The sequence below is a fragment of the Rhodopila globiformis genome, from assembly GCF_002937115.1.
In the GTDB taxonomy this organism is placed as follows: Bacteria; Pseudomonadota; Alphaproteobacteria; order Acetobacterales; family Acetobacteraceae; genus Rhodopila; species Rhodopila globiformis.
The window spans coordinates 1-26,106 of record NZ_NHRY01000036.1; the positions used below are offsets into that span (position 1 = coordinate 1).

Consider the following 26,106-nt stretch of genomic DNA (forward strand, 5'->3'; position numbering starts at 1 on the left):
GTTGTTCGCAGCGGTCGCGCCAACGGACCCCGGACGGCCCGGCAAATGGTCCTTGATCCGCTCCCACTGGTCGTCGCGCAAGGCATGTCGATGCATCGGTCAGCCTCTCCAAAGCTGACTGCCTATGCATCGAAGAACCGGGGCTGCTGGAATCGGGAAGCCGCTTGTTGATCAACGATTCCGCCGCACTGTTGCAGCCCAGACTCACTCGGCTGGCTCCAATTGACGACACGCCCTAGGACATCGCGACCGGACAATCCAGTTCTGCATGCAGCGGCGGGGTTTGCGCCGCGTTAAATTGGAAGTCGGACATAAACGGTAACCTTAACGAGACAAGGGGACACAGGATGTTGGTCGTTATTGCGATCCTTTGCGTCGTTTTCCTCGCCTATGCTCTGACGTTCGACAAGATCAGCGATGCTGTCCCCAAGCGGGTCAGTGACGCGGTGGCACAGAAGACCGGTATGGGCCAGGGCGGCGGGGACAAGACCTGACACGACAGGGAGATAATTAACTGCCTGTCCCGTGCGGCGGCTGCGCGCCGCGCCCCGCTCGCGGGACACGAACCGTATGCGCTTCCCCGGGAAGCGTAATTGCAGGATCATTGTCCGACAGGCCCCGCCTCCCTGGAGGCGGGGTTTCTGTGACCAGGAAACGCTGTTGGGGGCGCCATGAAGCCGCGCCCGATCCGGCCGGTTGCGGGGATGGCCGGCCGACGACGCATTTCTCCCCCGCTCCCCCTGGCGCAAGCCGATCCACGGTGGCAACAAGGCGGCGCCGGGGGGCTTCTGTCATCAGGGCCCGGCGGGGGCATTGCGGGCAGGACAGGACTGGATCGACATGAGCCGAACCTTGGCGCGGCAGTTGCGGGCCATCGTGCAACTGGCAACGGCGCCGCAAAGCGCGCCGCGTGCCGCCATGACGCGGGCGCGGCTGATCGACCTGCTGCAGCAGGACGGCACCGTCACGATCCAGGCGAAGGGCCAGGAATTGCGGCTGCTGGCCTCGCGCGGCCCGCATTTCGCCGCCGCCGCGGCGCAGTTCCGCGCGGAAGAGCCGGAGATGCTGGCCTGGATCGACAGTTTCCAGGGCGGCGACGTGTTCTGGGACATCGGCGCCGCCGTTGGCATGTTCTCCATGTATGCGGCGCTGACTCCCGGCGTGCAGGTCTGCGCGTTCGAGCCGAAGGCCACCAGCCTGGCCGTCCTGGTCGAGCACCTGGCGCTGAACGGCATGGGCGACCGCGTGCTGCCGCTGCCGGTGGCGTTCTCCGACCGGTCCGGCCTGACGCGGCTGGAGCTGGCGACCCTGGCGCCCGGTTCGGGCGGCAATTCCGTCGCCGGGGTGCCGGACCAGTTCGGGCACAGCCATTCGATATTCTCCCAGGCGACGCTGGCCTACCGGATCGACGATTTCCGCCGCGACTTCGCGATGCCGGCGCCGACGCATATCAAGATCGACGTCGACGGGGCCGAGGCGCTGATCCTGCGCGGCGCGCCGGAGACGCTGCCGCTGGTGGCCAGCCTGATGATCGAGGTCGAGGGACTCAACGCCGCCGAGGCGGCGACGCGGATCGAGGCGCCGCTGGCCGCCTCCGGGCTGCGGGAGGTGATGACGGTGCGCGGCGCCGGCTCCGGGCGGAACCGGCTGTACCGGCGCGGGGGGTGACGGGGGCAGGGGTGATCCGAGGCATTCGCCCGCTGCCCGGAGTGCGGCCTGGTCATCCCGGAAGAATTGCCGTGCGGCGCGACGATGTCCCAGGAATGCCTGTCGCCACCACTTGAGCGCGGGCATGCGACGCCGGCCATGCGTGATGCTTTCTGATTATGTCCTCGAGACTGGGGGAGCAACATGACTCGTGGCCTCGGCGGGCACGCGCCCGCGAACATCACCCATTACCTGAAGGGCATGGATTTCCCGGCCAGCAGGCAGGACCTGGAGCAGTGCGCCAAGGATAACGGTGCCGAAAAGGAGGTGCTGGAGACAATCCACGGCATGCCGGACGGCAAGTTCGAAACCATGGCCGACGTCATGAAGGCATACGGAAAGGAACATTGAGGCTGTCTCCGGCAGGCGGTCCGGGCTGTTCCGGCGCACCGGCATGCAGCCGCACCGAACAGGGCCGGTCAAACCAACCATGTCAACGGAGAGGTGGGGAAATGGTAGCGGCGGGCGGATTTGAACCACCGACCAAGGGATTATGATTCCCCTGCTCTACCGCTGAGCTACGCCGCCATCCAGCGAGAGGCTGCGAAATACGCATCCGGACGGCGTTCGTCAACCGGATTGCGTCGCCCGGCCCCGGGCCGCCACGGAACCGTCGCCTGCGACGAACCGCCGCCCGGGACGGGCGGAGCCGGCCAGGCGGCGCAGCGGACGCCCGCCGGACGCCGTTCCGCCACCGCACCCGGGTGTGCGCTCACAGCACATCCAGCAGCGCCAGCAGGCGCGGTCGCAGCGCCCGCAGTTCCTGCATATGCGCAGCCGACAGCCCGCGCAGCAGACGCTCCGCCTGGTCGGTTACCGCCACCAGGCTGCGGCGGCCGTCCGACGGGTCCGGCTGGCGCCGCACCAGGCCGGCATCGGCCAGGCGATCCACCAGCTCCACGGCGGAATTGTGCCGGATCAGCAGCGCCCTGGCGATCTCCCCGACGCCAAGCCCGCCGGGGCTGGTCCGCGCGGCGCCCTTGATCGCCAGCAACGCCTGGTGCTGCCGCGGCGTCAGGCCGACCGCCTTGGCCGCGGCCTCGCTGAAGGCGGCGAACTGCCGCAAGGCGAGGCGGAAGGCAGCCAGCGTGGCGTAGTCCGCGTCGGTGATGTCCTCGGTCTGCATCGGTCGCCTGTCCGTCCCGGCCGTGGCCTGCCTGCGTCGCCCAGGCCGCGTTCATCATCCCGCGCCCGCGGCGGCACAACCATTTTCCAACCAGGGCTTTTCCCGCGAGCCGCGAGCATCTATGTCGTATCCCGACATAGTGGCGGAGCATTTGATGAGCACCCGGAACGGGGCGGATTTCACGGTGGACTGGCGCGTGCTGCTGCTGGCGGCGATGGCCCTGGTGATCGGCAGCGGCGGCGTTGCCTCCGCCTGGGTGCTGCTGCGGCTGATCACCCTGTGCACCAACCTGGCCTATTTCCATGACTTTTCCCTGGCGCCGCACGACCTGACGACGGCGCATCTCGGTCCCGTGTCCATCCCAATCCCCGTCGCCGGCGCGATCATCGTCGGGCTGATGGCGCGCTACGGATCGGAGAAGATTCGCGGCCACGGCATCCCCGAGGCGCTGGAGGCGATCCTGATCGGCCGCAGCCGCATCGGCCTGAAGGTGGCGCTGCTGAAGCCGCTGTCCTCGGCGATCTCCATCGGCACCGGCGGCCCGTTCGGCGCCGAGGGGCCGATCATCATGACCGGCGGCGCCATCGGGTCGCTGTTCGCGCAGTTGTTCAACATCACGGCAGCCGAGCGGAAGACGCTGCTGGTGGCCGGCGCCGCGGCCGGCATGACGGCGGTGTTCGGCACGCCGATCGCCGCCGTGCTGCTGGCGGTCGAGTTGCTGCTGTTCGAGTGGAAGCCGCGCAGCTTCATTCCCGTGGTGGTCGCCTGCGTCACCGCGGCGGTCGAGCGCGCCGGAGTCCTGGCGGCGGCGCCGCTGTTCCCCTGTGCCGGCGCGACGCCGATGCAGCCGGAATTCGTCGGCGCCTGGCTGGCCATCGGCGTGCTGAGCGGCCTCGGCTCCGGCGTGCTGACGGCGATGGTCTACGGCAGCGAGGACGCCTTCGGGCACCTGCCGCTGCACTGGATGTGGTGGCCGGCGCTGGGCGGCATCGTCGTCGGCGTCGGCGGCCTGATCGAACCGGCGGCGCTGGGCGTCGGCTATGCCAACATCGCCCACCTGCTGGACGGGCACCCGACGCTGACGGCGGTGGCGGTGCTGCTGGCGGTGAAGGCGGTGATCTGGGCGGTGTCGCTGGGGTCCGGCACCTCGGGCGGCGTGCTGGCGCCGCTGCTGATCATGGGCGGCGCGCTGGGGGCGCTCGCCGGGCATGTGCTGCCCGCCGCGCCACCGGGCTTCTGGGCGCTGCTGGGGATGGCGGCGATGATGGGCGGCACGATGCGCGCGCCGCTGACCGCATCGCTGTTCGCGGTGGAACTGACCGGCGACTTCGCCGCCATCGTGCCGCTGTTCGCCGCCTGCGCCGCCAGCTACGCGGTGACCGCGCTGCTGCTGAAGCGCTCGATCCTGACCGAGAAGGTGGCCCGCCGCAGCCATCACATCGTGCGCGAATATCATGCCGATCCGTTCGCCCTGACGGCGGTCGGGGAGGTGATGGCGACGCCGGTCGACACCTTGCGCGCCGCCATGCCGATCCGTGACGTTGTCCGCTTTTTCACCGAAGGCGGGCTGCGCCATAAGTCCTATCCCGTCATCGACTCCGAAGACCGGGTGCTTGGCATGGTGTCGCGCGCCGACGTGCTCGACTGGGTTCGGCGCCCGCCCGAGGGCACGCTCGGCGATGCCGTCGGCGACCCGACCTTGATCGTCTGCTACCCGGACGAGCCGGTCGGCGACATCGCCGATCGCATGGTGGCGGCGGAGGCGGGGCGCGTGCCGGTGATCACGCGCGACGGGCAACGCCTTGTCGGCCTGCTGGCGCGGAAGGACCTGCTGCGGGTGCGTCAGATTGTCGCGATGGAGGAGCAGCAGCGGGAGGGGCTGTGGCCGCGGCGGTTACGCGTCCGCGGGGCGTGATGCCGGGGGGTGGGCGCGCGGCGATGAAGCTGCCCGGCGCGTGACGGGAGGCTATGTCCCGTCGCGCGGAAGCCGGGCCAGCAACTCATCCAGGTCCCCGGTCAGAAGCTGGTCGAGGAAGAACGGGTTTTCGGCCGGGAAGTGGCTGTTGGGGTCGATCGCCTGCAATCGCCTGACCGCGCCAGCATAGAGTTTCCCGAGATCGATCCTTTGCCGCATGGACGGCGAAAACCGGCGCTCTGCTTCGTCCTGGAAACCAACGACCTCACCGCGCCAATGCGCGCAAGCCTCATTGCCGGGCCATGTGTGAAGCTTCAGGAGATGCACCAGGACAAGGGTCAGGAAGCTTTCCACCGAGCGCAATTCCGACAGGCCCACGTCCTCGATCTCCTCGGCAACATGGGCCCAGTCGATGTCGTTCACCTGCTCCCCCCGCGCAAGGCGGCGGAGCCGATCGGCCTGATTCTCCGACCAGGCCAGGATGTCACGCTCGTAGAGACCGTCCGGCATGAGAGGACGTTTAACAGGGGAAAAGGCACATGTCAGCAAGCGCGTGCCGCGGCCGTGGAGCGACGGCGGCTTGCCTGGCATCCTGGCTCGGAGAATACAAACGGCCACGCCGGGCGCAACTGGCGCGAGGATTTCCAGATCGCGCTGCATATCCAGGATGGCGTGCGCTTCGTCCGTCCGACCGGCAACCTGCTCCTGACCAACATCCACCGCGTCTATGTGGGTGAGATCCCGGAACCCTCGCTCGAAGACGACGACCTGCGCGACTACCCGCCGGTGCCGGACCTGGTTTCCGTTCAGTCCGGCGGGAAGCGGCTGAGAAGGCTGCTCAAATCGTCATTCAGCAGATGATCCAGGATGAACGGATTCTCCGGCGGCAACCGGACGCCGGGGTCACCCGCGCGCAACTGGTCGATTGCATCGTTATAGAGCCCGCCAACGTCAATCCTGCGCCGCATCGAAGGCGAGAAGCGTCGCTTCAGGGTTCTTTGGAAACCGACGATCTCACTGCGCCAATGGCCACACGCCTGGCTTTCGGGCCAGGCATGAAGCTTCAGCAGATGAAGCATGATCAGATTCAGGAAGCTTTCGACCGAGTGCAACTCCGACAGGCCCACGTCCTCGATCTCCTCGGCAACATGGACCCAATCGACGTCATTCACCCGCTCCCCCTGCGCAAGGCGGCGAAGCAGATCAGCCTGGTGCTCCGACCAGGCGAGGATGTCACGCTCGTAGAGACCATCCGGCATACGGCCAGCTTATACGAAAACCGGCCTCATGCCAGCAATGGTCATGCAGGGTCGCCCACACCGCCTGCGGCGTCGGCGGTATCCGTATCCGCGCCGCAGCCTCTGCGTGACCCACCCCGGCCGGGTCGCCGCCGTCACGCCGCGTCAGCGTCTCCATTCAGCCGCGTGACCAGCGCCGCCACCTCCCCGCCGGGCACCGGCCGGCTGAACAGATACCCCTGCGCCTGGTCGCAGCCTTCGGCGCGCAGATAGTCCAGTTGCTGCGGTGTCTCGACGCCCTCCGACGTGATGGTGACGCCCAGGCTCGCGCCGAGGCCAACCACCGCGCGCACGATGGCGCCGGACCCGCCGCCGTCCGGCAGGTCGGAGACGAAGCTGCGGTCGATCTTGATCTTGTCGAACGGGAAGCGGCGCAGGTAGCTGAGCGACGAGTAGCCGGTGCCGAAGTCGTCCATGGCGATGCGCAGGCCCAGCGCCTTCAGCGCGCACAGCGTGGCGATATTGGCCTCGGTATCGCGCAGCAGCACGGATTCCGTGATCTCGAGCTCAAGCCGGTGCGCCGCCAGGCCGCTTTCGGCCAACGCCCTGGCGACGACCTGCACCAGGTCGCGGCTGCGGAACTGCAAGGACGAGAGGTTGACGGCGACACCGGTTTCGCCAGGCCAGCGCGCCGCCTCGCGGCAGGCCTGGCGCAGCACCCACTTGCCAATCGGGGCGATCAGGCCGGTCTCCTCCGCCACCGGAACGAAATCGCCGGGGGAAACCAGCCCGCGCAGCGGATGGCGCCAGCGCAGCAGCGCCTCGAAACAGGCGATCCGGCCGGTGTGGATGTCCAGCACGGGCTGGTAGTACAGTTCAAGCTCGCCGCGGTCGAGCGCCAGCCGCAGGTCGGTCTTGAGCGTCTGCCGGTCGCGCAGGCCCTCGTCCATATGCGGCTCGAAGAAGCAGTGCGTGCCGCGGCCAGCCGCCTTGGCCGCGTACAGCGCCACATCGGCGCGCATGATCAGGTCGTCGGCCCCGACGCCGTTCTCGGGCGCCAGCGCAATGCCGATGCTGGTGCCGATGACCACTTGGTGGCTGCCGAGGTCGTAGGGCTCGCCGAGCACGCCGACGAGACGCTGAGCCAGGGCGGCCGCGCTCTCGGGCTGGCTGACCTCGGTCTGGATCACCGCGAACTCGTCGCCGCCGAGCCGCGCCACCCTATCCGCCTGGCGCATGCACCGCCGCAGCCGATCGGCGACCTGGCACAGCAGGGCGTCGCCGGCAGGGTGGCCGAAGCTGTCGTTCACCGCCTTGAAGCCATCGAGGTCGAGGTAGAGCACCGCGATCTGGCTGCCGTGGTTCAGCCCGCCCAGCGCGCCGTCGAGTTGCTCGCGGAACTGCGCGCGGTTCGGCAGGCCGGTCAGGGCGTCATGGCAGGCCAGGTGCGCCAGGCGTTCCTGGGCGAGCAGCCGCTCGCGCTCCGCCCGGCGCTGCTGGGTGATGTCGCGGAAGAACAGCGACAGGCCGTCGTCGGCGGTCGGATAGGCGTGCACCTCCAGCCACAGGTCGAGCAACGCCTGGTGCGCCTCGAACGCCGTGGCCGCCTGCTCGTCCCGCGCCTCCCGGCAGTGCTGGTGGAAGCCTTGCCAGGCCTCCTCGGGGAAGGCGTCCCGGGCACTGGCGCCGAGGTGCAGCCCGCGCGGGGCGAGCAGGGCGGCGGCCTGCCGGTTCACGTAGGTCACGCGCCAGTCGTGGCCGAGCAGGATGACGCCATCCGTCGTGCTTTCAAGCACGGCCGAGAGACGCTCGGCCGCGGCCTGCACCTCGGCGCGGATGCGCTCGATCTCGTCCTGCGCCTGCTTGGCCCGGGTCACGTCGCGCGAGACGATCAGCAGGCGCACCGGGCGTCCGTCGGAGCCGGGAATGGCGCTGACCGAGACATCCCACCACCTTGGCGTGCCCTTGACGGTCGGGCGGAAGGCGGTGAAGCGCGCAACGGCGCCCGACCTGGCCTGCCGCACCGCCTCGCGTGCCTGGGCCGCGTAACCGGCGGGCCACAGCGTTTCCCAGGCCTGGCCGCGCCGCGTGGCGAAGTCGTCGATCTCCATCGCGCGCAGGCCGGGGCCGCTGATGAACTGCAGGCGCCCGTCGAGGCCGATGACCTTCATGCAGTCCGGACTGCTGTCGAGCACGCTGCGGGCGAACGCCTCGCTGTCACGCAGGGCGTCCTGCGCAACCTTGCGGTCATGCACGTCCTCGGCCATCCCATACCAGCGCAGGACGCGCCCGTCGCCGTCACACCGTGGCGCCGCGCGTACCCGCAGCCAGTGCCACATGCCGTCGGCGGGAACCCGGACGCGGTATTCGGTATCGAACGGCTCGCCGCTGGCCAGGCAGCGCGCCCACTGCGCCAGCACCGCCGGCCGGTCGTCGGGATGCACCGTCTGGATCCAACCCCTGCCGCAGGTCTCCTCGAGCGTCAGCCCGGTGAGGGCGAGCCAGCGCGGCCCGACGTCCAGAATGGCGCCGTCCGGTGCCGCGATCCACGGCATCTGCGGGCTGAGCTCGACCGCGTAGCGGTAGTGTTCCTCGCTCTCCCGCAGCGCCGCCTCGATCTGCTTGCGCTGCGAGATGTCCTGGATGATGGCAATGAAGCGAACGGGCGCGCCGTCCTGGCCGCGGATGAGCGAGACGGTCAGCAAGGCCCAGACGATGCCGCCGTCCCTGGTCAGGTAGCGCTTCTCGATCCGGAGATGATCGACCTCGTCCGCGAGCAGCGCCCGCATCTCGGCAACGTTACGGTCAACGTCGTCGGGATGGGTGATATCCTGGAAGGTGCGTTCCAGCAGTTCCCGCTCGGTGTAGCCGATCAGTTCACACAGCCGGGGATTGACCCGCAGCCACCGGCCGTCGAGGCTGCCCTCGGCAATGCCGACCGCGGCTTGCTCGAACATGGCGCGGAAGCGGGCCTCGCTCTCGCGCAGGGCCTCCTGCGTAGCCCGGCGTTCGTTCACGTTCTCGGCTGTCCCGTACCAGCGCAGGATGCGTCCGTCGTCGTCGAAGCGCGGCGCGGCGCGAATCCGCAGCCATTCCACGGCCCCATTGGGAAGGCAGACGCGGTACTCGATATCCAGCGGCGCGCCGGAGCGCAGCGAGCGTGACCAGGCCTCCATGGTCCGGGTGTGGTCATCCGGATGCACCAGCCTTGCCCACGCGGTGCCGATGGTTTCGTCCGGGGTCACGCCCGAGAGGGCCTGCAGGCGCCGGCCGACCTCGAGGACGGTGCCGTCCGGCGCGGCGGTCCAGGGGATCTGCGCGCCAAGCTCGACCAGGTGGCGGTAGTGTTCCTCCTTCTCCCGCAGCGCCTCCTCGGTCAGCTTGCGGGCGGTGATGTCCTGGCAGACGCCGTGGACCTGGACGACGGTGCCGGCGCTGTCGGTATCCAGGCGGACCTCGGCCCAGCAATGGCGGATCGTGCCGTCGGGCCACACGACCCGGAACTCGCGGCCGTGGTTCACCTTGTCGCGCACCGCCGCCTGCAGGCGCTCCATGGTGGGCTTGCGGTCGTCAGGGTGCATGCTCGCGAGGGTGCCGTCGAGCGTCGGCTGGAAGCTGGCGGGATCACGGCCGAAGATCCGGTAGAGCTGGTCGGACCAGGTGAATTCCTGCGTGCCCACCAGCCAGGTCCAGGAGCCCAGCGTGGCGATCCGTTCCACTTCCTCCAGGTCGCGGGTGCGGGCCTCCAGCGCCGCTTCGGTCTGCCGCTGCGCGGTGACGTCCAGGAACGAGAGCAACACGCCGGCACTGTCTTCGTCCCGGCCCTGCATCGGCTGCAGCGACATGACGAAGACGCGGCCCGTCGCCGCCGGGCTGAGTGCCTCGCCCCGGATTTCGATCCCGTCCACGGTCTCGCCGGCCAGCGCGTTCCGCAGGGCCTGCTCGACGCCGGGGAACAGCGCCGGCAACGCCTCGGCGACGCTGCCGCCGAGCTGCGCCGCAAGCGGCAGGCCGGGCATCGCCGCCAGGTTCCCGCTCAGACTCAGGCAGCGCAGGTCGCGGTCGAGCAGGCACGCGCCGATTGGCGGATGCTGAAGGGCACCCGGCGCGCCGGCGCGTTCCTCACAGGAGGCCGGCAGTCCGGGAGGGATGGCGTTCATCGCGGCAACCCGTGGATTTGGTCGTTCAACGCTTCGCAGCGCCCCATGCGCGGCGGCCGCCTGCATATCTCGTCATGAAGTATCATTATTCGAAACGTATTATTGCGATTTCTGGGGTTATACCGTTGCTCTTGCGGTGAGTGCCACACAATTCAACCAACGGGCGAGACGGGGTGGTGGAGGAACAGGGGGGCTTTCGTAGCTGGCGTTGGCTGCGGTTTGATACGGGCGGTGCGTCCCTGGCGGCGGCAGCGTGGCTGATGGCGTATTTTTGTTTGCACAGAGAAGTAAGCCGAGGGTGACGGAGGGCCACAGGGGATCAGGGGGACATAGCGTGGCGGCGGCACGATGCTTGCCATTCCGTCATGGCCCGGCTTGTCCGGGCCACCTGTCGCGGCACAGTGCTGGAATAGGTGGCCCGGACAAGCCGGGCCATGACGAGGAGGCAACAGCCAGCCCTATTTTAACGCCAATGGGGCCTGCGCCCACCATGACGGGGAGGCACCGACCTCGCCCATTTTCACCGATCGTGATGGCTGCACGTCCGCCGCCAGCGACGCTCAATCAGCGGGAACGCAGGCGCCGCCTGTCCAAGCCAGAGCCGGTCCGGGCGATGGTGTGAGGAATCCCGGGCATTATGTTTCGATATAATATATTTGTTTTCTTCGTGACGATTCCTTATCATCTGCATCTTTCGCCGCGCCGGGCAGGACCTCACCGCGATGTGTGGTTGCCTTGCGCCCAGCTTCCGGACAAAAAACGGTAACGTGCCGCAACAAGAGATGCGGGGGATGACGGATGGCCCAGCCGTCAGCCTATGAACAGTACCTTCTAGAACTGGTGAACGCCGCTCGCGCCAATCCCACGGCAACCGCGGCCAGCCTCGGCATCGGGCTGAACGATGGTCTTCCCGCCGGAACGATCTCCGGCGCGCCCGAGGCGCCGCTCGCCTTCAACCCCGCCCTGATCAGCGCCGCGCAGCAGCACAGCGCCTGGATGCTGGCTGCCAACACGTTCTCCCACACCGGCGCGGGCGGCAGTTCGCCCGGCGACAGCATGGTGGCGGCCGGCTACAGCTTCTCCGGTTCGTGGGTCTGGGGCGAGAACATCGCCGTCCTCTTTGGCACGGGCGTCTCCCTGTCCGCCGCGACCGTCCAGTCGCTGGAAACCATGCTCTTCAAGTCGGCCGGTCATCGCGAGAACCTGCTCAACCCGGCGTACAAGGAAGCCGGGATGGGCGTCGCCGGCGGCACCTTCCAGGGCAGCGCCGCCGTGGACGCGACCCAGGATTTCGCGCTGTCGGGCAGCAGCGGCACGTTCCTGACCGTCGTCGCCTACAACGACGGGAACGGCGACAACTTCTACGAGCCAGGCGAGGGCCTCGGCGGCATCTCGGTGGTGGTGAAGTCGGCCAGCGGGCAGACCTGGCAGACCACGACCTGGGCCTCGGGTGGCTACCAGATGGCGCTTGGCGCCGGCAGCTATACCGTCACTTTCTCGGGCGGCGGCCTGGCCACGCCGGTGACCAGGAGCGTCTCCATCGGCGCCGCCAATGTCGAGGTGGACCTCAACACCCGGGTGGACGAGCCCGCCGTCCCGGCACCGACGCCGGCGCCCGCCGCCGCGACCGTGCTGGGGGCCGGCCAGGACACGCTGGCCCTGTCGGTCAGCGAGGACGCCTGGCAGGGCAACGCGCAGTTCACCGTCAACGTGGACGGCCAGCAAATCGGCGGCGTCCAGACCGCGACGACCGGCGCCGGCCTTGCCCAGGCTGACGCGGCGTCCGGCTCGGCGGGTGATGCCGTGCCGCAGGCCACGGGTAGCGGCGCACTCAGCCGCCTGCTGGCGGGGGCGGCCGCGCCGTCAACCCTGTGGGATCGGCACGACGGTGCGGCCGGCCAGGCGCCATCAGCCAGTGAGCGGGCGTGGCATGGCGGCCTCGGCGTGCTGGCGGATCACCCGGTCCCGGCGGTGGGCGCGCTGTCTTCCAGCCATCCGTTCGGGTGACTGCGGGAACGGGGATGTCCTGGCAGGGGGGTCTTCCCGGCGAATCCTGTGGTTACCGCCTGCCTACTGCCTGCCGCGCTATGGCCGGCTCGCCGCTGATCCTCGGGCCGAACGCGGGCGGACGATGAACCAGAACAGCAGCCATGCCAGCACAAGCGTTGCCGACAGGGCGGCAGAAGGCAGCAGTTGGAGTTTCCAATAGCCGCCGGCAAGCCCGGCGCTGAATGTAACCAGGCTCAGGATGGTTTCAACCACCGTATAGACAGCCGGCTTGGTGCTGCGGCGTCCCCAGCCGCTCTGCCCCTCCTGCCGTCCGGCCGGTCGGCCCATCGTGCCGAAGGACGAGAACGACAGCGCCGCCGGTATCAGGAAGGCGTGGAACACCAGAAGACCGATCGCGACCCACATGACCAACATTGGTGGTATCCTTATTGGCGGGGCGGCGAAGCGTCATGCTAACAGGCCCGGCTGTAACGCCACCCTATTGTTCCGGTCGTGCGCGGTCAACGTGGCCTGCCAGCCCCTCCCGCCACGCCGATCGGCCGCAACGTCTACACCAGCCGCGCCTGCCGCACCGCCGCGGCGATGAACCCCGCGAACAGCGGATGCGGGTCGAACGGCTTGGACTTCAGCTCCGGATGGTACTGCACGCCGACGAACCACGGATGCCCCGGCAGCTCGACGATCTCCGGCAGCACGCCGTCGGGGGACATGCCGGAGAACAGCAGGCCGGTCTCCTCCAGGCAGTCGCGGAAGTTGACGTTCACCTCGTACCGGTGGCGGTGCCGTTCAAACACCTCCGGCGCGCCGCCGTAGATCGCCCGCACCAGGCTGCCGTCCCGCAGCAGCGCGGGATAGGCCCCCAGCCGCATCGTGCCGCCCTTGTCGTCGGCCTCCGACCGCCGCTCGATCTGGTTGCCGCGCGCCCATTCGGTCAGCAGACCGACAACCGGGGTGTCGCACGGGCCGAACTCGGTCGACGACGCCTCTTGCAGCCCGGCCAGGTTCCGTGCCGCCTCGATCACCGCCATCTGCATGCCGAAGCAGATGCCCAGGAACGGCACCTTGTGCTCGCGGGCGAAGCGCACCGCCTCGATCTTGCCGGACGTGCCGCGCTCGCCGAAGCCGCCGGGGACCAGGATGCCGTGCACGTCCTCCAGCCGGTGGATCGCGCCGGGGTGCTCGAAGATCTCGCTGTCCACCCAGTCCAGGTGGACCTTCACCCGGTTGGCGATGCCGCCATGCGCCAGCGCCTCGGCCAGCGACTTGTAGCTGTCCAGCAGGTTGGTGTACTTGCCCACCACGGCGATGCGGACCTCGCCTTCCGGGGTCTGCACGGTTTCGACGATCCGCCGCCAGCGCGTCAGGTCGGGCTCGGAGTCGCACGGCAGGCCGAAATGCCGCAGCAGCTCCTTGTCCATCCCCTCGGCATGGTAGGCGATCGGCACCTGGTAGATGGTATCGACGTCCAGCGCCGGGATCACCGCCTCGGTCCGGACGTTGCAGAACAGCGCGATCTTGCGCCGCTCGTTCGCCGGGATCGGCCGGTCGCAGCGGCACAGCAGCATCTGCGGCTGGATGCCGACGTTCAGCAGCTCTTTCACCGAGTGCTGCGTCGGCTTGGTCTTCAGTTCCCCGGCCGAGGGGATGTACGGCACCAGCGTCAGGTGCACGAACATCGCCTGCTCCGGCCCTAGCTCGTTGCCCATCTGGCGGATCGCCTCCAGGAACGGCAGGCTCTCGATGTCGCCGACGGTGCCGCCGATTTCCACCAGGACGAAGTCGAAGTCCTCGGTGCCGCGCAGCACCACTTCCTTGATGGCGTCGGTGATGTGCGGAATCACCTGTACCGTGGCGCCCAGGTAGTCGCCGTGCCGCTCGCGGGCGATCACCTCGCTGTAGATGCGGCCGGTTGTGGCGTTGTCCAGCTTCGTGGCGTGCACCCCGGTGAAGCGTTCGTAGTGGCCGAGGTCCAGGTCGGTCTCGGCGCCGTCGTCGGTGACGAACACTTCGCCGTGCTGGTATGGACTCATGGTGCCCGGATCGACGTTCAGGTAGGGGTCGAGCTTGCGCAGCTTCACCCGGTAGCCGCGGGCCTGCAGCAGCGCGCCGAGTGCTGCCGCTGCGATGCCTTTGCCGAGGGAGGAGACCACGCCGCCGGTAACGAACACGTATCGCGTCATGGGCGACCTTCATAACAAGCCGAATCGGGCCAATGGAAGCCCGATGGTGAAAAATCAAGAAATTCAGAAAAGTCCCGCTGATTTCGTCACAGCGGTTGCCGGTTGGCGCGGGCGCTGCCCCCCGTCACGGCGGCTACCCAGGCACAGGCGACAGGCCTGCGCCCGGCAGGGCGACGAGAGGCCGGCGCCCACCTGGCAACGTTGAAGCCGCCCGGTCCTAGTTCGTCGGCGCGGACGGTCCGGCCGGCGGCGGCGGCGGCTTTGCGGGGGCTGGCGCCGGGGTCGTCTGCGCCGGCACGGTCTCGAGAATCGAGTGGTTGGCGCTGCCGGCGCCGCGGTTCAGCAGCGCCAGCGTCAACGACAGGCCCATGAAGATGGTCGCCAGGATCGCCGTCGTGCGCGTCAGCAGGTTGGCGGTGCCGCGCCCGCCCATGAACGAGCCCATGCCCTGGGAGGTGCCGATCCCCAGGCCTCCGCCTTCACTGCGCTGGATCAGCACGACGCCGATCAGGGCGATGGTGACGAACAGGTGGATGATCAGCAGGACGGTATTCAACGGCCAAGACTTTCCCAACAGCAAGGGGGCGATGGAGCCCGGGGCACGGGCATCGCCGCGCGCCCTCTTACCCGGACCGGGCGGCGCGGGCAATCGTTAGAAATTCATCCGCCTTGAGGCTGGCGCCACCCACGAGTGCGCCGCCGACATGCGGCACCGCCAGCAGCGCGGCGGCGTTGGACGCCTTGACCGAGCCGCCGTAGAGAATCCGGATGCCGTGCCCGTCCTCGCCGAACTGGCGCACCAGTTCCTCGCGGATGAAGGCGTGCATGGTGGCGACGTCCTGCTCGGTCGCGGTCTTGCCGGTGCCGATGGCCCAGACGGGTTCATAGGCGACGACGCCCGCGAACGGCTTCGGCAGGCTGCCGGCGATCTGCCAGCCGACGACCTCGGTCTCCTGCCCGCCGGTGCGCTGGTCGAGCGTCTCGCCGACGCAGACGATGGGGGTCAGGCCGGCCTCCACGGCCGCGATGGTCTTCTCGCGGATCAGTTCGTCGGTTTCGTCGTGGTTCTGCCGGCGCTCGGAGTGGCCGAGGATAACGTAGCTGGCGCCGGCGTCGCGCAGCATCGGCGCGGCGATGTCGCCGGTGTGCGCGCCCTGCGGCGTCTGGTGGCAGTCCTGGCCGCCGACGGCGACGGGGGAACCGGCAAGGGCTTTCGCCACGGCGGCGACATGCAGGGCGGTCGGGCAGACCAGCAGCTCGGCGGTGATGCCGGCGGCGCCGGCGGCGACCGCCTCGGCAAGGGCGATGGCGTCGGCAGTCAGGCAATGCATCTTCCAGTTGCCGGCGATAAGCTGTGGCACGGGCGTCCTCCGTCTTTCGTGGGAGTGCTGCTAGCGGAAGTTTTTCCCGCGTCAAGTGGGGAGCGGCGCCGCCCCCGGACCGGCCAAAGCCGCGCGAGGCTGATCGATGGACGCGGTTGCAGAAATTTTCGCCCGCTGGCGGCGGGCCCAGGTGAGCGCGGTGTGAAAATTTTGCCCGGCCCGTGCAAGATCGCCCTTGAGCCGGAGAGCCTCATGCGTTTGTCTTCTAACTTGTGCTTGTCGATCAGGCATCGAGGCTCAACAACCACAAACCGGACAGCGGCTGATCTCAGGCCGACAGGCCGCACCTGTGCAGGCGAAAGACCGGTGCGGCGCGTGCAATCAGGCCGGTCATCACCGCCAGGTTTCCACGCCCGGGCTTAGGCCGACCAAATTCGAACGCTATAGCAACAAACGGGGAGAAGCGCCATGACATGGACCGCCGGTACGGCGTCAGCGGATGACTCGCCAATCCTTCACGCCGCCATCGCCCTGGCGCCGCAGATCGCAGCCGCAGGCGACGAGATCGAGCAGGCACGCCGCATCCCGCCGCCCGTCGCCAAAGCCATGAAGGATGCCGGTATCTTCGGCATGGTGATGCCGCGCGCCTGGGGCGGTCCGGAACTGGACCCGCTGACGCAGTTCCGCATTATCGAGACGCTGGCCATGGCCGACGGATCCGTCGGCTGGTGCGCCATGATCGGCTGCGACAGCGGCTATGTCAGCGGATTTCTCGACCAGGACGTGGCGCGCGCGATGTATCCCGACATCCGGGTCGCCACCGGCGCCGCCGCCACGCCGACCGGCAAGGCCACCCGCGTGGCAGGCGGCTATCGTGTCGAGGGACGGTTCCCGTTCGTCAGCGGATGCCACCACAGCGAGTGGGCGTGGCTCGGCTGCATCGTTCACCAGGATGGCGCGCCGCGGACGGATGCGCAGGGTGTGCCGGAAACCCGGCAATGCTTCCTCCGGGTTTCCCAGTGCGAAATCCTCGACACCTGGCACACGACGGGGCTGCGCGGCACGGGCAGCAACGATATCCTGGTGCGCGACGTCTTTGTTCCGGCGGAGCAGACCTTCAGCTTCCAGGATCCGGCGGTGGTCAGGCGGCCCGGCCCGCTGCATGCCTTCCCGTTCCTGTTCATTGCCAAGGGAGGGGCTGCGGCGCTCGGCATTGCCCGCCATGCGGTCGATGCGCTGATCGAGAACGCAGCGACAAGACCTGCCCGCCGATACACCCTCGGCGATCGTCCTGAGGCGCCCAGGATGCTGCGTGAGGAGGTCTTCGTTCAGGAAGCGGTGGGGCGGGCCGATACGCTGCTGGCCTCGGTTCGCGCGTACTATTTCGATGAGATGGGCGCGCTGTGGCAGACGCTGGTCGCGGGCCGGCCACCGTCGGCGCTGCAACTGGCCCGGTTCACCACCGCCCATGCCCACATCATCGGCGCGTGCGTGGAGGCCGTGCAGCTTGTCTACAAAGCGGCGGGCGGGACTGCGGTTTATGCGAAAGGACCGTTGGACCGGTGCCTGCGTGACATCCTGACCATGAACCAGCACGTCGCAGGATCGCTGCGCACCTATGAGATGGCCGGGCGCCTGCTGTTCGGGCTGGAGCCACTGCGGTGGCTGTTCTGATTGGTCACAGGCTGGATCTCGCGACCCGGTCCAGTAGGGCTGACCGGCATGGAGCGCCAGCATAGCCGAGCGGCGGCACGATTATTGCTTAATCGTCATGATCCGGACACGCCAGACCATGATGGTGAGGCAACGGACCGGGCACCAAATCCTTCTCCAGCCGCCGCCCTATCCTGATACGCATGGGGACACGCCCTACGCAATGCACACATCCTGGAAACGAGTCGGAAATGACCGTAAAATCAAGTGCTTGCCTGGGCGCCAAGAGCGTTCCCCCATCGTCATGGCCCGGCTTGTCCGGGCCACCTATTCCAGCACGTGTGCCGCGACAGGTGGCCCGGACAAGCCGGGCCATGACGAAAGGGAAACGCAGCGGCGAACCGTTTCCGAGATGTGTGCATCCCGTAGGGACACGCCCGGCCATGACCATAGGGAGACGACCTTGCGCCGCGGCCCCTGCCAGACCGCGTTTTCATAGGAGATCGCATTTTCATAGGAGACAATCCAGAGTATCAATTTCGCGGGAAATTATTTACGGCGGTTCCTCTGCCGTGATTTACTGAACATAAAACAGTAATTGCAGGAGGCGTCCCATGAACACCCACTGCAGGCAATTGGGGCGGCGCCCCATACTGAAGAGCCTCGCTGTTGCGGCGGCAACCGGCCTGCCGCTCGCACGCCCCGCCATCGCCGCGCCACGCACCCTAAGGATCGGCCTGATCATGCCGATGACCGGGTCGCTCGCCCTGTTCACCGAGCACGTGCCGTTCGTGCTGGACCAGGTCAGGCGCACCTATGGCGGCATGCTGCCGATCAACGGCGCCAATCATCCCTTCCAGATCCTGGCGAAGGACAGCCAGTCCAATCCGAACCGGGCGTCGGAAGTCGCGCTCGACCTTATCCTCAAGGACAAGGTCGATATCATGTGCGCCTTCGCCACGCCGGAGACGGTCAATCCGGTATCGGATCAGTGCGAGGCGAACGGCGTGCCGTGCCTGACCAACGATGCGCCGCTCGAACCGTATTTCTTCGGCCGCCATGGCGATCCAAAAAAAGGGTTCGACTGGACCTATAATTTCTTCTTCTCCGCAGGCCAGGTGGTTGGCACTTTTATATCCGTCTGGGACAGGCTCAGTGTCACAAAGCATCTGGGTGTCCTGTGGGCCAACGATACCGATGGCAATGCGTTCGCGCAGGTCATGCCGCCGATTTTCCAGAAGGCCGGCTTCACAGTGGTCGATCCTGGCCGTTTCGACCTTCCAGCCAGCAACTTCAATGCCCAGATTGCCGCCTTCAAGTCGGCCAACGCCGACGCGGCCCTGGCAGTGCTGCCATCGCCGGATTTCACCACATTCTGGAATGAAGCGGCGCGTCAGGCCTATCGGCCACGGGTTGTGACACCGGGCAAAGTCGGCGAGTTTCCGCCTGGCGTTTATCCCTATGGGGATCGGGCCATCAATTTCGCCGTCGAGGTGTGGTGGTCGCGCTTCCATCCGTACAGCTCGACCATGACCGGCCAGAGCTGCGCGGAACTTGCCGATGAATACGAAAAGGCCAGCAACCGGCAGGCGTCAATGGCGCTGGGGTTCCGGCATTCACTGCTCGAGGTCTGCTTCGACGTGCTGAAACGCACGCAGGATCTCGACAAACCCGAATCGATCCGGGATGCGCTGCGCACGACGGACTGCAAGTCGATCGTCGGGCCGATCAACTTCAGCAAGGGACCGTTCCCGAATACAGCAGAGACCCTGGTCGTCGCCGGCCAATGGCGCAAGGGAAAGAAATGGCCGCTGGAACTGGTGATCGTGGACAACAAGGACGTGCCCGAAGTCCCGCTCGGCGGCCATCCCGAGCCGATGACCTACGGCAGCTAGCCACGTGCTGCTGGAAGTCGCGGGGCTCAGCCGGAGCTTTGGCAGGCTCCGGGTGATCGAGGATCTCTCGCTCTCCGTCCAACCCGGCGAGGTGCTCGGCATCATCGGGCCGAACGGCGCCGGAAAGAGCACGCTGTTCAACCTGATCGCCGGCGTGCTGCCGCCCACCGCTGGTACGATCCGCCTGAGTGGGCGCGACATCACCGGACTGCCGCCCTGGGACCGGTGCCGGCTTGGCATCGGTCGCACCTATCAGGTTCCACGTCCCTTCGCGCATATGAGCGTGTTTGAAAACGTTCTCGTCGCCGCCGTGCATGGCAGTCGTGCCAGCTTGCGGCAGGGCCGCCGCCGTGCCGAGGCGGTGCTGGCGCTTGCCGGTCTCGCCGCCCAGCAAGCGCGGACGGCGGGAGCGCTGACCTTGCTCGACCTGAAGCGCCTCGAACTGTGCAAGGCGCTGGCGGTCGCGCCGAAACTGCTGCTGCTGGACGAGATCGCCGGCGGACTGACCGAACCGGAATGCGCGACCCTGATTGGTATCGTCCGCCGGGCCCAGACGCCGGACATGGCGGTGGTCTGGATCGAGCACGTCGTGCAGACCCTGCGGCGGATTGCGACCCGGCTGGCGGTGCTGCACGACGGCGGCGTGCTGGCCGAAGGCGCGCCCGACGCCGTGCTGGCCAATTCCCGCGTGCAGGACGTCTATCTCGGCACGGAAGGCCGGTGAGTGGAACCGCTGCTTTCCGTCCACGGGCTGTCGGTGTCATACGGTCGGTTCCAGGCGCTGCACGAGATCAGCCTGGCGGTCGGGCGCGGTGAAGTCGTTGCGATCATCGGTGCCAACGGGGCCGGAAAGTCCTCGCTGCTCAACGCCATTATGGGCCAGGCCGGTCGGGTGAGCGGCGCCATCCGCTTTGCCGGGCGCGATATTGCCGCGCTGCCGACGCCGGCGATCGTGGCAGCCGGCATTGCCCTGGTGCCGGAAGGCCGGCGATTGTTTCCGTCGCTGACGGTGGAGGAGAACCTTGCCATCGGCTGGGACCTGGGGCGGCGCGGCGGACTGCGCGTGGCCGAGATCTACGCGATGTTCCCGGTCCTGCTGGCGCGGCGCCACCAACGCGCCGGCCAGTTGTCCGGCGGCGAGCAGCAGATGGCCGCGCTTGGACGCGCCCTGCTGGCTGATCCGCGGCTGCTGTTGTGCGACGAGCTGAGTCTCGGGCTGGCGCCGCGGATCGTTGACCGGATCTATGCGCTGATGCCGGAGATCCGCCGGCGCGGCATTACGGTCGTGCTGGTCGAGCAGGATATCAGCCGCTCTCTGGCCGTATGCGATCGCTTTTACTGCCTGCTCGAAGGCCGGGTTGTGCTGTCCGGCCGACCGGCCGAGACCGATCGGGACAGTATCATGCAGCACTATTTCGGAGCCTGAGGCGCCATGGCCGCAGCGATCGCAGACCAGGCCATCCAGGGCGTGCTGCTAGGTGGACTGTACTGCATGTTCGCGCTCGGGCTGTCGCTGACGGTTGGCGTGCTGCGCTTCGTCAATATCGCGCATGGCGACCTGATCGTGCTGCTCTCGTTCCTGACCCTGGCGGTGTGCACGGGGCTTGGCATCCATCCGTTGCTGAGCCTGGTCCTGGTCGTGCCGCTGTCCTGCGCGCTGTTTTATGCGCTGCAACGCTTGCTGCTGCAGCGCGTGACCGGGCAGAATCCGTTGCTGGTGCTGCTGATCACCTTTGGCATCGCGATCATCATCCAGAACGGGTTGTTGCAGGGTTTTGGCGCGGATACGCGCAAGCTCCCCGGCGGCGCGCTGGAAACGGCGACGTGGCAGGTCGCGCCCGGCCTTTACGTGGGCATCCTGCCGCTGCTGACACTGCTCACGGCCATTGTCATGGTGTGGCTGCTGGACCTGCTGCTGTATCGCTCGCGCCTTGGCGCCCGCATCCGCGCGGCATCCGACGATGTCGCGGCCGCCAACCTGATCGGCTTGCCGACGCCGCGGATTTTCGCCGCCGCGATGGCTGTCGTCGGCGCAACGGCAGCGGTTGCCGCCTGCTTCATGGGATTGCAGATGAACTTCGATCCCGCGAGCGGGCCGAGCCGCCTGCTGATCGCCTTCGAGGCCGTGGTGCTGGGCGGGCTGGGCAGCCTGTGGGGCACCCTGGCCGGCGGCATCGTCCTGGGCGTGGCGCAAAGCATTGGCGGCGAATTCGATGCGGCGTGGCAGGCAATTGCCGGGCACGCCGCCTTCCTGCTGATTTTTCTTCTGAGACCACAGGGATTCTTCCCGAAATACTGAAGGCCATCCGATGCTGCGGTCACAATCGCCTCGCGTGGTTGCCGGACGGGCGGTGCTCGTTGCGGGGATGCTCATGCTCGCGGTGGCGCCCTGGGTGTTCGGGCTCGGAACCATCTCGGTCCTGACGGAATTCCTGACCATGCTGGTGCTGGCGCTGATGTGGAACCTGCTGGCCGGTTATGCGGACGTGGTGACGGTCGGTCAGCATGCATTTGTCGGTATCGGCGCCTATGCGTTCTACGGCTTCGCGGCGTTGGCCCAGATCAGGCCGCCGGCGGCCATCCTGCTTGCCGGCCTCGTTGCCCTGGCGCTGGCGCTGCCGGCCATGGCGATCGTGTTCCGGTTGCGCGCCATGTACCTGGCCATCGGCACCTGGGTGGTGGCGGAGTTGTTCATGCTGGTGGCCGGCAAGCTCTCGGCCTTTGGCGGCGGCTCCGGCGTCAGCCTGCCGCTGCCGGTCCTGCGCGCCCTGGGCGCACGCCCGGCCGAGCGCTTCATCGTTGTCTACTGGCTGGCCCTTGTCCTGGCGGCGACCGCATTTTTCAGCACGTGGCTGCTGTTGCGGAGCCGGGTTGGCATCGGACTGATGGCGATGCGTGACAACGAGGAAGGGGCAGGCGCCGTCGGCGTCGACCTGGTGCGGGCGCGCATGTTGTGCTTCCTGTGGACGGCGCCGTTCCTCGGTCTCGCCGGAGCCATCGCCACGCTGCAAAAGCTGCGTATCTCTCCGGCGGCTTCATTCAGCATCATCGACTACACGGTGTTTGTCATCTTCAATGTCGTGATCGGTGGCGTCGGCAGCCTGGAGGGACCTGTGCTGGGAACGATCCTGTTCTTTGTCCTGCGGGAGTACCTGTCGGACTTTGGCACCTGGCACCTGATGCTGCTGGGCGCTCTGTCCATCGCCGTGATCCTGATCGAGCCGCGCGGCCTTTGGGGCCTGATCCGCCGGCGCCTGGCGCGGGATCTCGTTCCGGTTTCTCATCATGGGTCGCGACTGTAGCAGGTGTAACGGCTCTTGGCCAAAGTCGCCGATTGAGAGTCTGCATGCGTCCGGGACAGTGAAACTGGCCGCGCAGACCGCTGTGCCGATCGTGACTGTGGCTGCCGCTACCCAAGTTCGATGAGAAGGGACTTCGCCTCCTGCAGATCGCTGGTGTCGAAGCCTTCGGTGAACCAGGCATAAACCGGCGCCAGCAGCGCATAGGCCTCCGCACGCCTGCCCTGGCTCTGCCACAGCCGCGCAAGGCTCATCGCCGTGCGCAATTCCCAGGATTTCGCCTGCTGGCGGCGCGCCCAGTCAAGCGAGGCGAGAAAGTTCCGCTCGGCACCTGCCGGATCGCCCTTGAGCGAGAGTATCCAGCCCTTGAGGCGCAGGATCTCGGCATAGGACATGCGCTCCTCCCACCCCGGCCGTTCGATCTGGATGATCTGCTCGTCGATCAGCCGCAAGGCATTGTCGAGATCGCCCATGAGCGCCATGCCTTCACCCAGGAAAGCGTTCAGGGTTGGACCCCTGACCTTGCCACCGCACGCGTTCCAGACCGCGATGCCGGCTTTGAGCGGGGCGATGCCTTCCGCGATCTTTCCTTCCCGGATCAGCGCCTGGCCATATGCAAAGGGTGCCAGTATCGCCCCGAACACGGGCAGGCTGTTCTCCCGACCGAGGCGCTCACATTCCTCGGCACGTTGGCGCAGGTCCTCGTGGTTGTAGCGGCGGTCGAATTCATGCACACCCATAGTCAGTGCAAATCCGAGATCAAACGGGTGGGCGCGGCAACGGGCATGCACATCCTTTTCCTCGCTCAGCCGCAACGCCCGGTCCAGGTAGCCCAGCATCCAGGCGCTGATCGAAGCGTAGATACCAGCTATGGTCTTGGGATCGTGGTTAAGGATGTCCGCAAGATGGCGATGCCTTTCGAGATCGTACAGTTCCAGGACTTTGCTGGCATGCTCAGCCGACTTGGTGAACTTGCCTAGCCAGGTGTAGCAAATGCAGGCAGCGGTGTGTCCGGCGACGCGCAGATCAGCGTCACCGGTCTCCGCCGCAACATCCAGCATCTCCTGCACCCATGTCAGTGATTCCGCGGCATGCCCCTGCGTCAGGATGTTGAGGAACAACCCCCACAGGATCGGCACCAACGCATCGTGGCGTCCAAGCGATTTTGCCAGGGCCTGGGCCGGATGCAGGCTGCTCCAGACCTCCGGCGCAGCCCAGCCTTGAAGCGCCAGCCACGCGGTGCCGAGGTGCGTGCGCAGTTCCAGTTCACCAGCATCCCGCTCCGATGACGAAGGCAGCGTGGCGATCAGTTCAAGTCCCTGGTTGAGGTGTGCGATCGCCTCGGTCAGCGCCGTGCGCTGCAATGCCAACTCGCCCGCTTTCTGCCACAGCGGAATGGCAGCTTCGGCACGGCCCGCGGCGGTGAGGTGGTGTGCCAGCACCTCGGGTTCGGTGGTGCTGATGCTTGGGAAGCGCTGTTCGATGACGCGCGCGATCTTGCCGTGCAGCTCCTGGCGGCGGCGCTTGAGCAGCGAGTCATAGGCTGCATCCTGCACCAGCGCATGCTTGAAGGTGTAGATGGCATCCGGCGGCGTGCCACGTCGGAAGACCAACCCCGCCTCGCATAGCTGCGCCACGGCCCCGTCAAGCTGGGCCTGCGGCATCGGCGCCACCGCCGCGATCATCACGTAGCTGAATTCGCGGCCGATCACGGCGCCGATCTGGGCAATCTCCCGCACCGGCAGAAAACGGTCCAGCCGCGCCATCAGCGAGTCCCGCAATGTCGCCGGAATGGTGACAGTGCGCATGGAGCCAGCATACTCGTAATGATCGCCGGCCTCTTTCAGCGCGCCTGATTCCAGAACGGCCTTGGTCAGTTCCTCGACAAACAGCGGCACGCCGTCGGTTCGGGTCAGGATCTGCTCCAACAGCGGCCCGGGCAGCGCCTTGCCGCCCGCCAGCGCGGACACCATTGCCTGGCTTTGTGTTCGGGTCAGCTTGGACAGGTTCAGGGCGCCGACATGGCCATGCCCGGACCAGCGCGAGGAAAACTCCGGCCGGTGGGTCAGCACGACCAGCAGCGGGATCGCCTTCACCCGGTCGACCAGCAGGTCCAGCGCCTCCAGGGTGGTGGGATCAGCCCAGTGCGCGTCCTCGAACAACATGACACTGGGCTGCCTGCGAGCGGCCGCTTCGGTGATATCGACCAGGGCCCGCAGCGTCTCGTCCTTGTGCCGCTGCGGCGTCATGGGTAAGGCCCCATAACGGTCCTCGCACGGGATGGACAGGATCGATGCGACGAACCGGACGTCGCCCAGTGGGCGGCCATAGTGCCCGACGACCAGGGCCTCGAGCTTGTCGAGCTTTGCCTCCGCGGTCTCGTCCGGCGCGAACCGCAAAGCCCGCTCGAAGTTGTCGGTGATCGGCCAGAAGGCGCTGTTCACGGCATAGGGCGAGCACTGGAAACGCAGCGCCTGCGCGCCTTGGGCCCCGAGACGCTCGTGCAGCACGCTCACGATACGGCTCTTGCCGATGCCGGGTTCCCCGCCCAGCAGCACCACCTGGCCTTCGCCGTCCTGCGCCTGCGCCCAGCGGCGCAGCAGCAGATCGACTTCCTCCGCGCGGCCAACCAGCGGCGTCAGCCCGGCCGGGCCGTGATGCGCATCGAAGCGGCTTTCGGTGACCGCGAGACCCTCCACACGCCAGGCATGGACGGGTTCGGCGATCCCCTTCTGGTTGTGTCCGCCGAGACCGCTCAGGTCGAACGCGTTGCCGATCAGGCGGCGGGTCGAGGCGGCGATGACGACCTGGTCAGCGGCGGCTATCCCTTGCAGCCGCGCCGCCAGGTTGGGCGTGCTGCCAATGGCCAGCCTGGCCTGCTCGCCCGCGCCGGCCGGTTCCCCAACCACGACAGGGCCGGTCGCGATGCCGACGTGGACGGACAGGGCCTCCGTGGTGGAGGACCGCTTGACCGTCTCGACGATCTCCAGCGCGGCCCGCACGGCGCGCTCGGCATCGTCCTCGTGCGCGGCCGGCCAGCCGAAGTAGGTCAGAATGCCGTCGCCGACATAGCGGGCGACGAAGCCGTCGTAGCGGGCGATGACGTCGCCGCACAGGGTGCGATAGGCATGCAACAGGTCGCGCAGTTCTTCCGGATCGAGCTTTTCGCCCAGTGCGGTCGAGCCGACGAGGTCGCAGAACATCACTGTCAGTTGGCGGCGTTCGCCGGCGGGCGGAACGGCGACGTCTGCCGGTACCGGCGCCGGGTGATCGCCGGATGAGCCGGCCGGCGGCGCGGACGCGTCGGTGCCCTGCAGCCTGGCGATGGCGACCAGCAACTGGCGGCGATGGCCGACAGAGGCGACGCCAAGATCTTTCAGGTCATCGGCCGTCAGGTTCGGCAGCAACGCCGCGCTGACGTCATTCTCGCGAAATGCCGCCTCGTACTGGCCAAGGCCCAGGCCATTCAGCCATTCCCCGACATCCACCGGCGTCTCCTCCGGCCTGGTGATGCTTGCGGTGGACTATCGCGCGCGGGAACCGCTTCTGTCGAGGCAAAGAGTCTCTGTGTGGGCCTCGCATTTTTTGAGGACGTCCCGGC

The 26,106-nt window shown here is 67.5% G+C and carries 20 protein-coding genes, 1 tRNA gene and 1 pseudogene; 11 read left to right on the plus strand and 11 right to left on the minus strand.

The window, feature by feature from the left end; translation table 11 throughout:
- Nucleotides 1-96 (minus strand): annotated as a pseudogene (locus CCS01_RS34935) (IS5/IS1182 family transposase); the annotation flags it as partial.
- A gap of 251 nt (nucleotides 97-347) precedes the next feature.
- Here CCS01_RS34935 and CCS01_RS33450 point away from each other — a divergent pair.
- The 3 genes from CCS01_RS33450 (at nucleotide 348) to CCS01_RS01665 (ending at nucleotide 2,058) form a co-directional block, all read left to right on the plus strand.
- The gene (locus tag CCS01_RS33450) at nucleotides 348-494 is read left to right on the plus strand and encodes a hypothetical protein (RefSeq protein ID WP_158258185.1); all 147 of its coding nucleotides are present in this window, start codon (nucleotides 348-350) and stop codon (nucleotides 492-494) included.
- Between the two features lie 346 nt (nucleotides 495-840).
- The gene (locus tag CCS01_RS01660; protein WP_104517093.1) at nucleotides 841-1,668 is read left to right on the plus strand and encodes an FkbM family methyltransferase; all 828 of its coding nucleotides are present in this window, start codon (nucleotides 841-843) and stop codon (nucleotides 1,666-1,668) included.
- Between the two features lie 183 nt (nucleotides 1,669-1,851).
- Entirely contained in the window at nucleotides 1,852-2,058 is a 207-nt protein-coding gene (locus tag CCS01_RS01665) for a DUF2795 domain-containing protein (protein WP_104517094.1), read from the plus strand.
- Between the two features lie 102 nt (nucleotides 2,059-2,160).
- Here the strand turns inward: CCS01_RS01665 and CCS01_RS01670 are convergent.
- Together CCS01_RS01670 and CCS01_RS01675 are read right to left on the minus strand one after the other, a co-directional pair.
- Nucleotides 2,161-2,235 (minus strand) — tRNA-Met (locus CCS01_RS01670).
- Between the two features lie 184 nt (nucleotides 2,236-2,419).
- Nucleotides 2,420-2,833 (minus strand): MarR family winged helix-turn-helix transcriptional regulator, encoded by a 414-nt coding sequence (locus tag CCS01_RS01675; RefSeq protein WP_104517095.1) that lies wholly within the window; start codon nucleotides 2,831-2,833, stop codon nucleotides 2,420-2,422.
- A gap of 154 nt (nucleotides 2,834-2,987) precedes the next feature.
- Between CCS01_RS01675 and CCS01_RS01680 the strand changes: the two genes are divergently transcribed.
- The gene (locus tag CCS01_RS01680) at nucleotides 2,988-4,748 is read left to right on the plus strand and encodes a chloride channel protein (protein WP_104517096.1); all 1,761 of its coding nucleotides are present in this window, start codon (nucleotides 2,988-2,990) and stop codon (nucleotides 4,746-4,748) included.
- A 51-nt stretch (nucleotides 4,749-4,799) separates the two neighbouring features.
- Here CCS01_RS01680 and CCS01_RS01685 read toward each other — a convergent pair whose 3' ends face one another.
- The 3 genes from CCS01_RS01685 to CCS01_RS01700 form a co-directional block, all read right to left on the minus strand.
- Entirely contained in the window at nucleotides 4,800-5,468 is a 669-nt protein-coding gene (locus CCS01_RS01685) for a DUF29 domain-containing protein (protein WP_193540094.1), read from the minus strand.
- A gap of 86 nt (nucleotides 5,469-5,554) precedes the next feature.
- The gene (locus tag CCS01_RS01695; protein ID WP_104517099.1) at nucleotides 5,555-6,007 is read right to left on the minus strand and encodes a DUF29 domain-containing protein; all 453 of its coding nucleotides are present in this window, start codon (nucleotides 6,005-6,007) and stop codon (nucleotides 5,555-5,557) included.
- Between the two features lie 134 nt (nucleotides 6,008-6,141).
- The gene (locus CCS01_RS01700; RefSeq protein ID WP_158258186.1) at nucleotides 6,142-10,146 is read right to left on the minus strand and encodes a PAS domain S-box protein; all 4,005 of its coding nucleotides are present in this window, start codon (nucleotides 10,144-10,146) and stop codon (nucleotides 6,142-6,144) included.
- A gap of 798 nt (nucleotides 10,147-10,944) precedes the next feature.
- Here CCS01_RS01700 and CCS01_RS01705 point away from each other — a divergent pair.
- Nucleotides 10,945-12,153, plus strand: coding sequence for a CAP domain-containing protein (locus CCS01_RS01705; RefSeq protein ID WP_104517101.1), 1,209 nt, complete (start codon nucleotides 10,945-10,947; stop codon nucleotides 12,151-12,153).
- Between the two features lie 78 nt (nucleotides 12,154-12,231).
- Here the strand turns inward: CCS01_RS01705 and CCS01_RS01710 are convergent, their stop codons facing one another.
- The 4 genes from CCS01_RS01710 to tpiA form a co-directional block, all read right to left on the minus strand.
- Nucleotides 12,232-12,570, minus strand: coding sequence for a hypothetical protein (locus CCS01_RS01710; protein ID WP_104517102.1), 339 nt, complete (start codon nucleotides 12,568-12,570; stop codon nucleotides 12,232-12,234).
- Nucleotides 12,571-12,704: 134 nt separating this feature from the next.
- A complete protein-coding gene (locus CCS01_RS01715; RefSeq protein WP_104517103.1) occupies nucleotides 12,705-14,336 on the minus strand; it encodes a CTP synthase in 1,632 nt (543 codons plus the stop codon).
- Nucleotides 14,337-14,553: 217 nt separating this feature from the next.
- Nucleotides 14,554-14,892: a preprotein translocase subunit SecG gene (gene secG / locus CCS01_RS01720; protein WP_104517104.1), complete on the minus strand. Its 339-nt coding sequence runs from the start codon at nucleotides 14,890-14,892 to the stop codon at nucleotides 14,554-14,556.
- A 67-nt stretch (nucleotides 14,893-14,959) separates the two neighbouring features.
- The gene (tpiA, locus tag CCS01_RS01725; protein WP_104517105.1) at nucleotides 14,960-15,697 is read right to left on the minus strand and encodes a triose-phosphate isomerase; all 738 of its coding nucleotides are present in this window, start codon (nucleotides 15,695-15,697) and stop codon (nucleotides 14,960-14,962) included.
- Nucleotides 15,698-16,126: 429 nt separating this feature from the next.
- Between tpiA and CCS01_RS01730 the strand changes: the two genes are divergently transcribed.
- The 6 genes from CCS01_RS01730 to CCS01_RS01755 all read left to right on the plus strand — a co-directional run bounded on the left by CCS01_RS01730 (nucleotide 16,127) and on the right by CCS01_RS01755 (nucleotide 22,508).
- Nucleotides 16,127-17,332 carry an acyl-CoA dehydrogenase family protein gene (locus CCS01_RS01730; protein WP_104517106.1) on the plus strand — a complete coding sequence of 402 codons (1,206 nt, stop codon included), beginning with the start codon at nucleotides 16,127-16,129 and terminating at the stop codon, nucleotides 17,330-17,332.
- A 593-nt stretch (nucleotides 17,333-17,925) separates the two neighbouring features.
- A complete protein-coding gene (locus tag CCS01_RS01735; RefSeq protein ID WP_104517107.1) occupies nucleotides 17,926-19,206 on the plus strand; it encodes an ABC transporter substrate-binding protein in 1,281 nt (426 codons plus the stop codon).
- A 4-nt stretch (nucleotides 19,207-19,210) separates the two neighbouring features.
- Complete coding sequence (locus tag CCS01_RS01740) at nucleotides 19,211-19,930, plus strand: ABC transporter ATP-binding protein (protein WP_104517108.1); 720 nt, start codon at nucleotides 19,211-19,213, stop codon at nucleotides 19,928-19,930.
- Complete coding sequence (locus CCS01_RS01745) at nucleotides 19,931-20,632, plus strand: ABC transporter ATP-binding protein (RefSeq protein ID WP_104517109.1); 702 nt, start codon at nucleotides 19,931-19,933, stop codon at nucleotides 20,630-20,632.
- A gap of 6 nt (nucleotides 20,633-20,638) precedes the next feature.
- Complete coding sequence (locus CCS01_RS01750; RefSeq protein ID WP_104517110.1) at nucleotides 20,639-21,505, plus strand: branched-chain amino acid ABC transporter permease; 867 nt, start codon at nucleotides 20,639-20,641, stop codon at nucleotides 21,503-21,505.
- Nucleotides 21,506-21,515: 10 nt separating this feature from the next.
- Nucleotides 21,516-22,508 (plus strand): branched-chain amino acid ABC transporter permease, encoded by a 993-nt coding sequence (locus CCS01_RS01755; protein ID WP_104517111.1) that lies wholly within the window; start codon nucleotides 21,516-21,518, stop codon nucleotides 22,506-22,508.
- A gap of 107 nt (nucleotides 22,509-22,615) precedes the next feature.
- On the opposite strand, the gene CCS01_RS01760 is transcribed toward CCS01_RS01755, so the two are convergent.
- Entirely contained in the window at nucleotides 22,616-25,993 is a 3,378-nt protein-coding gene (locus CCS01_RS01760; protein WP_104517112.1) for an AAA family ATPase, read from the minus strand.
- Between the last annotated feature and the right edge of the window lie 113 nt (nucleotides 25,994-26,106).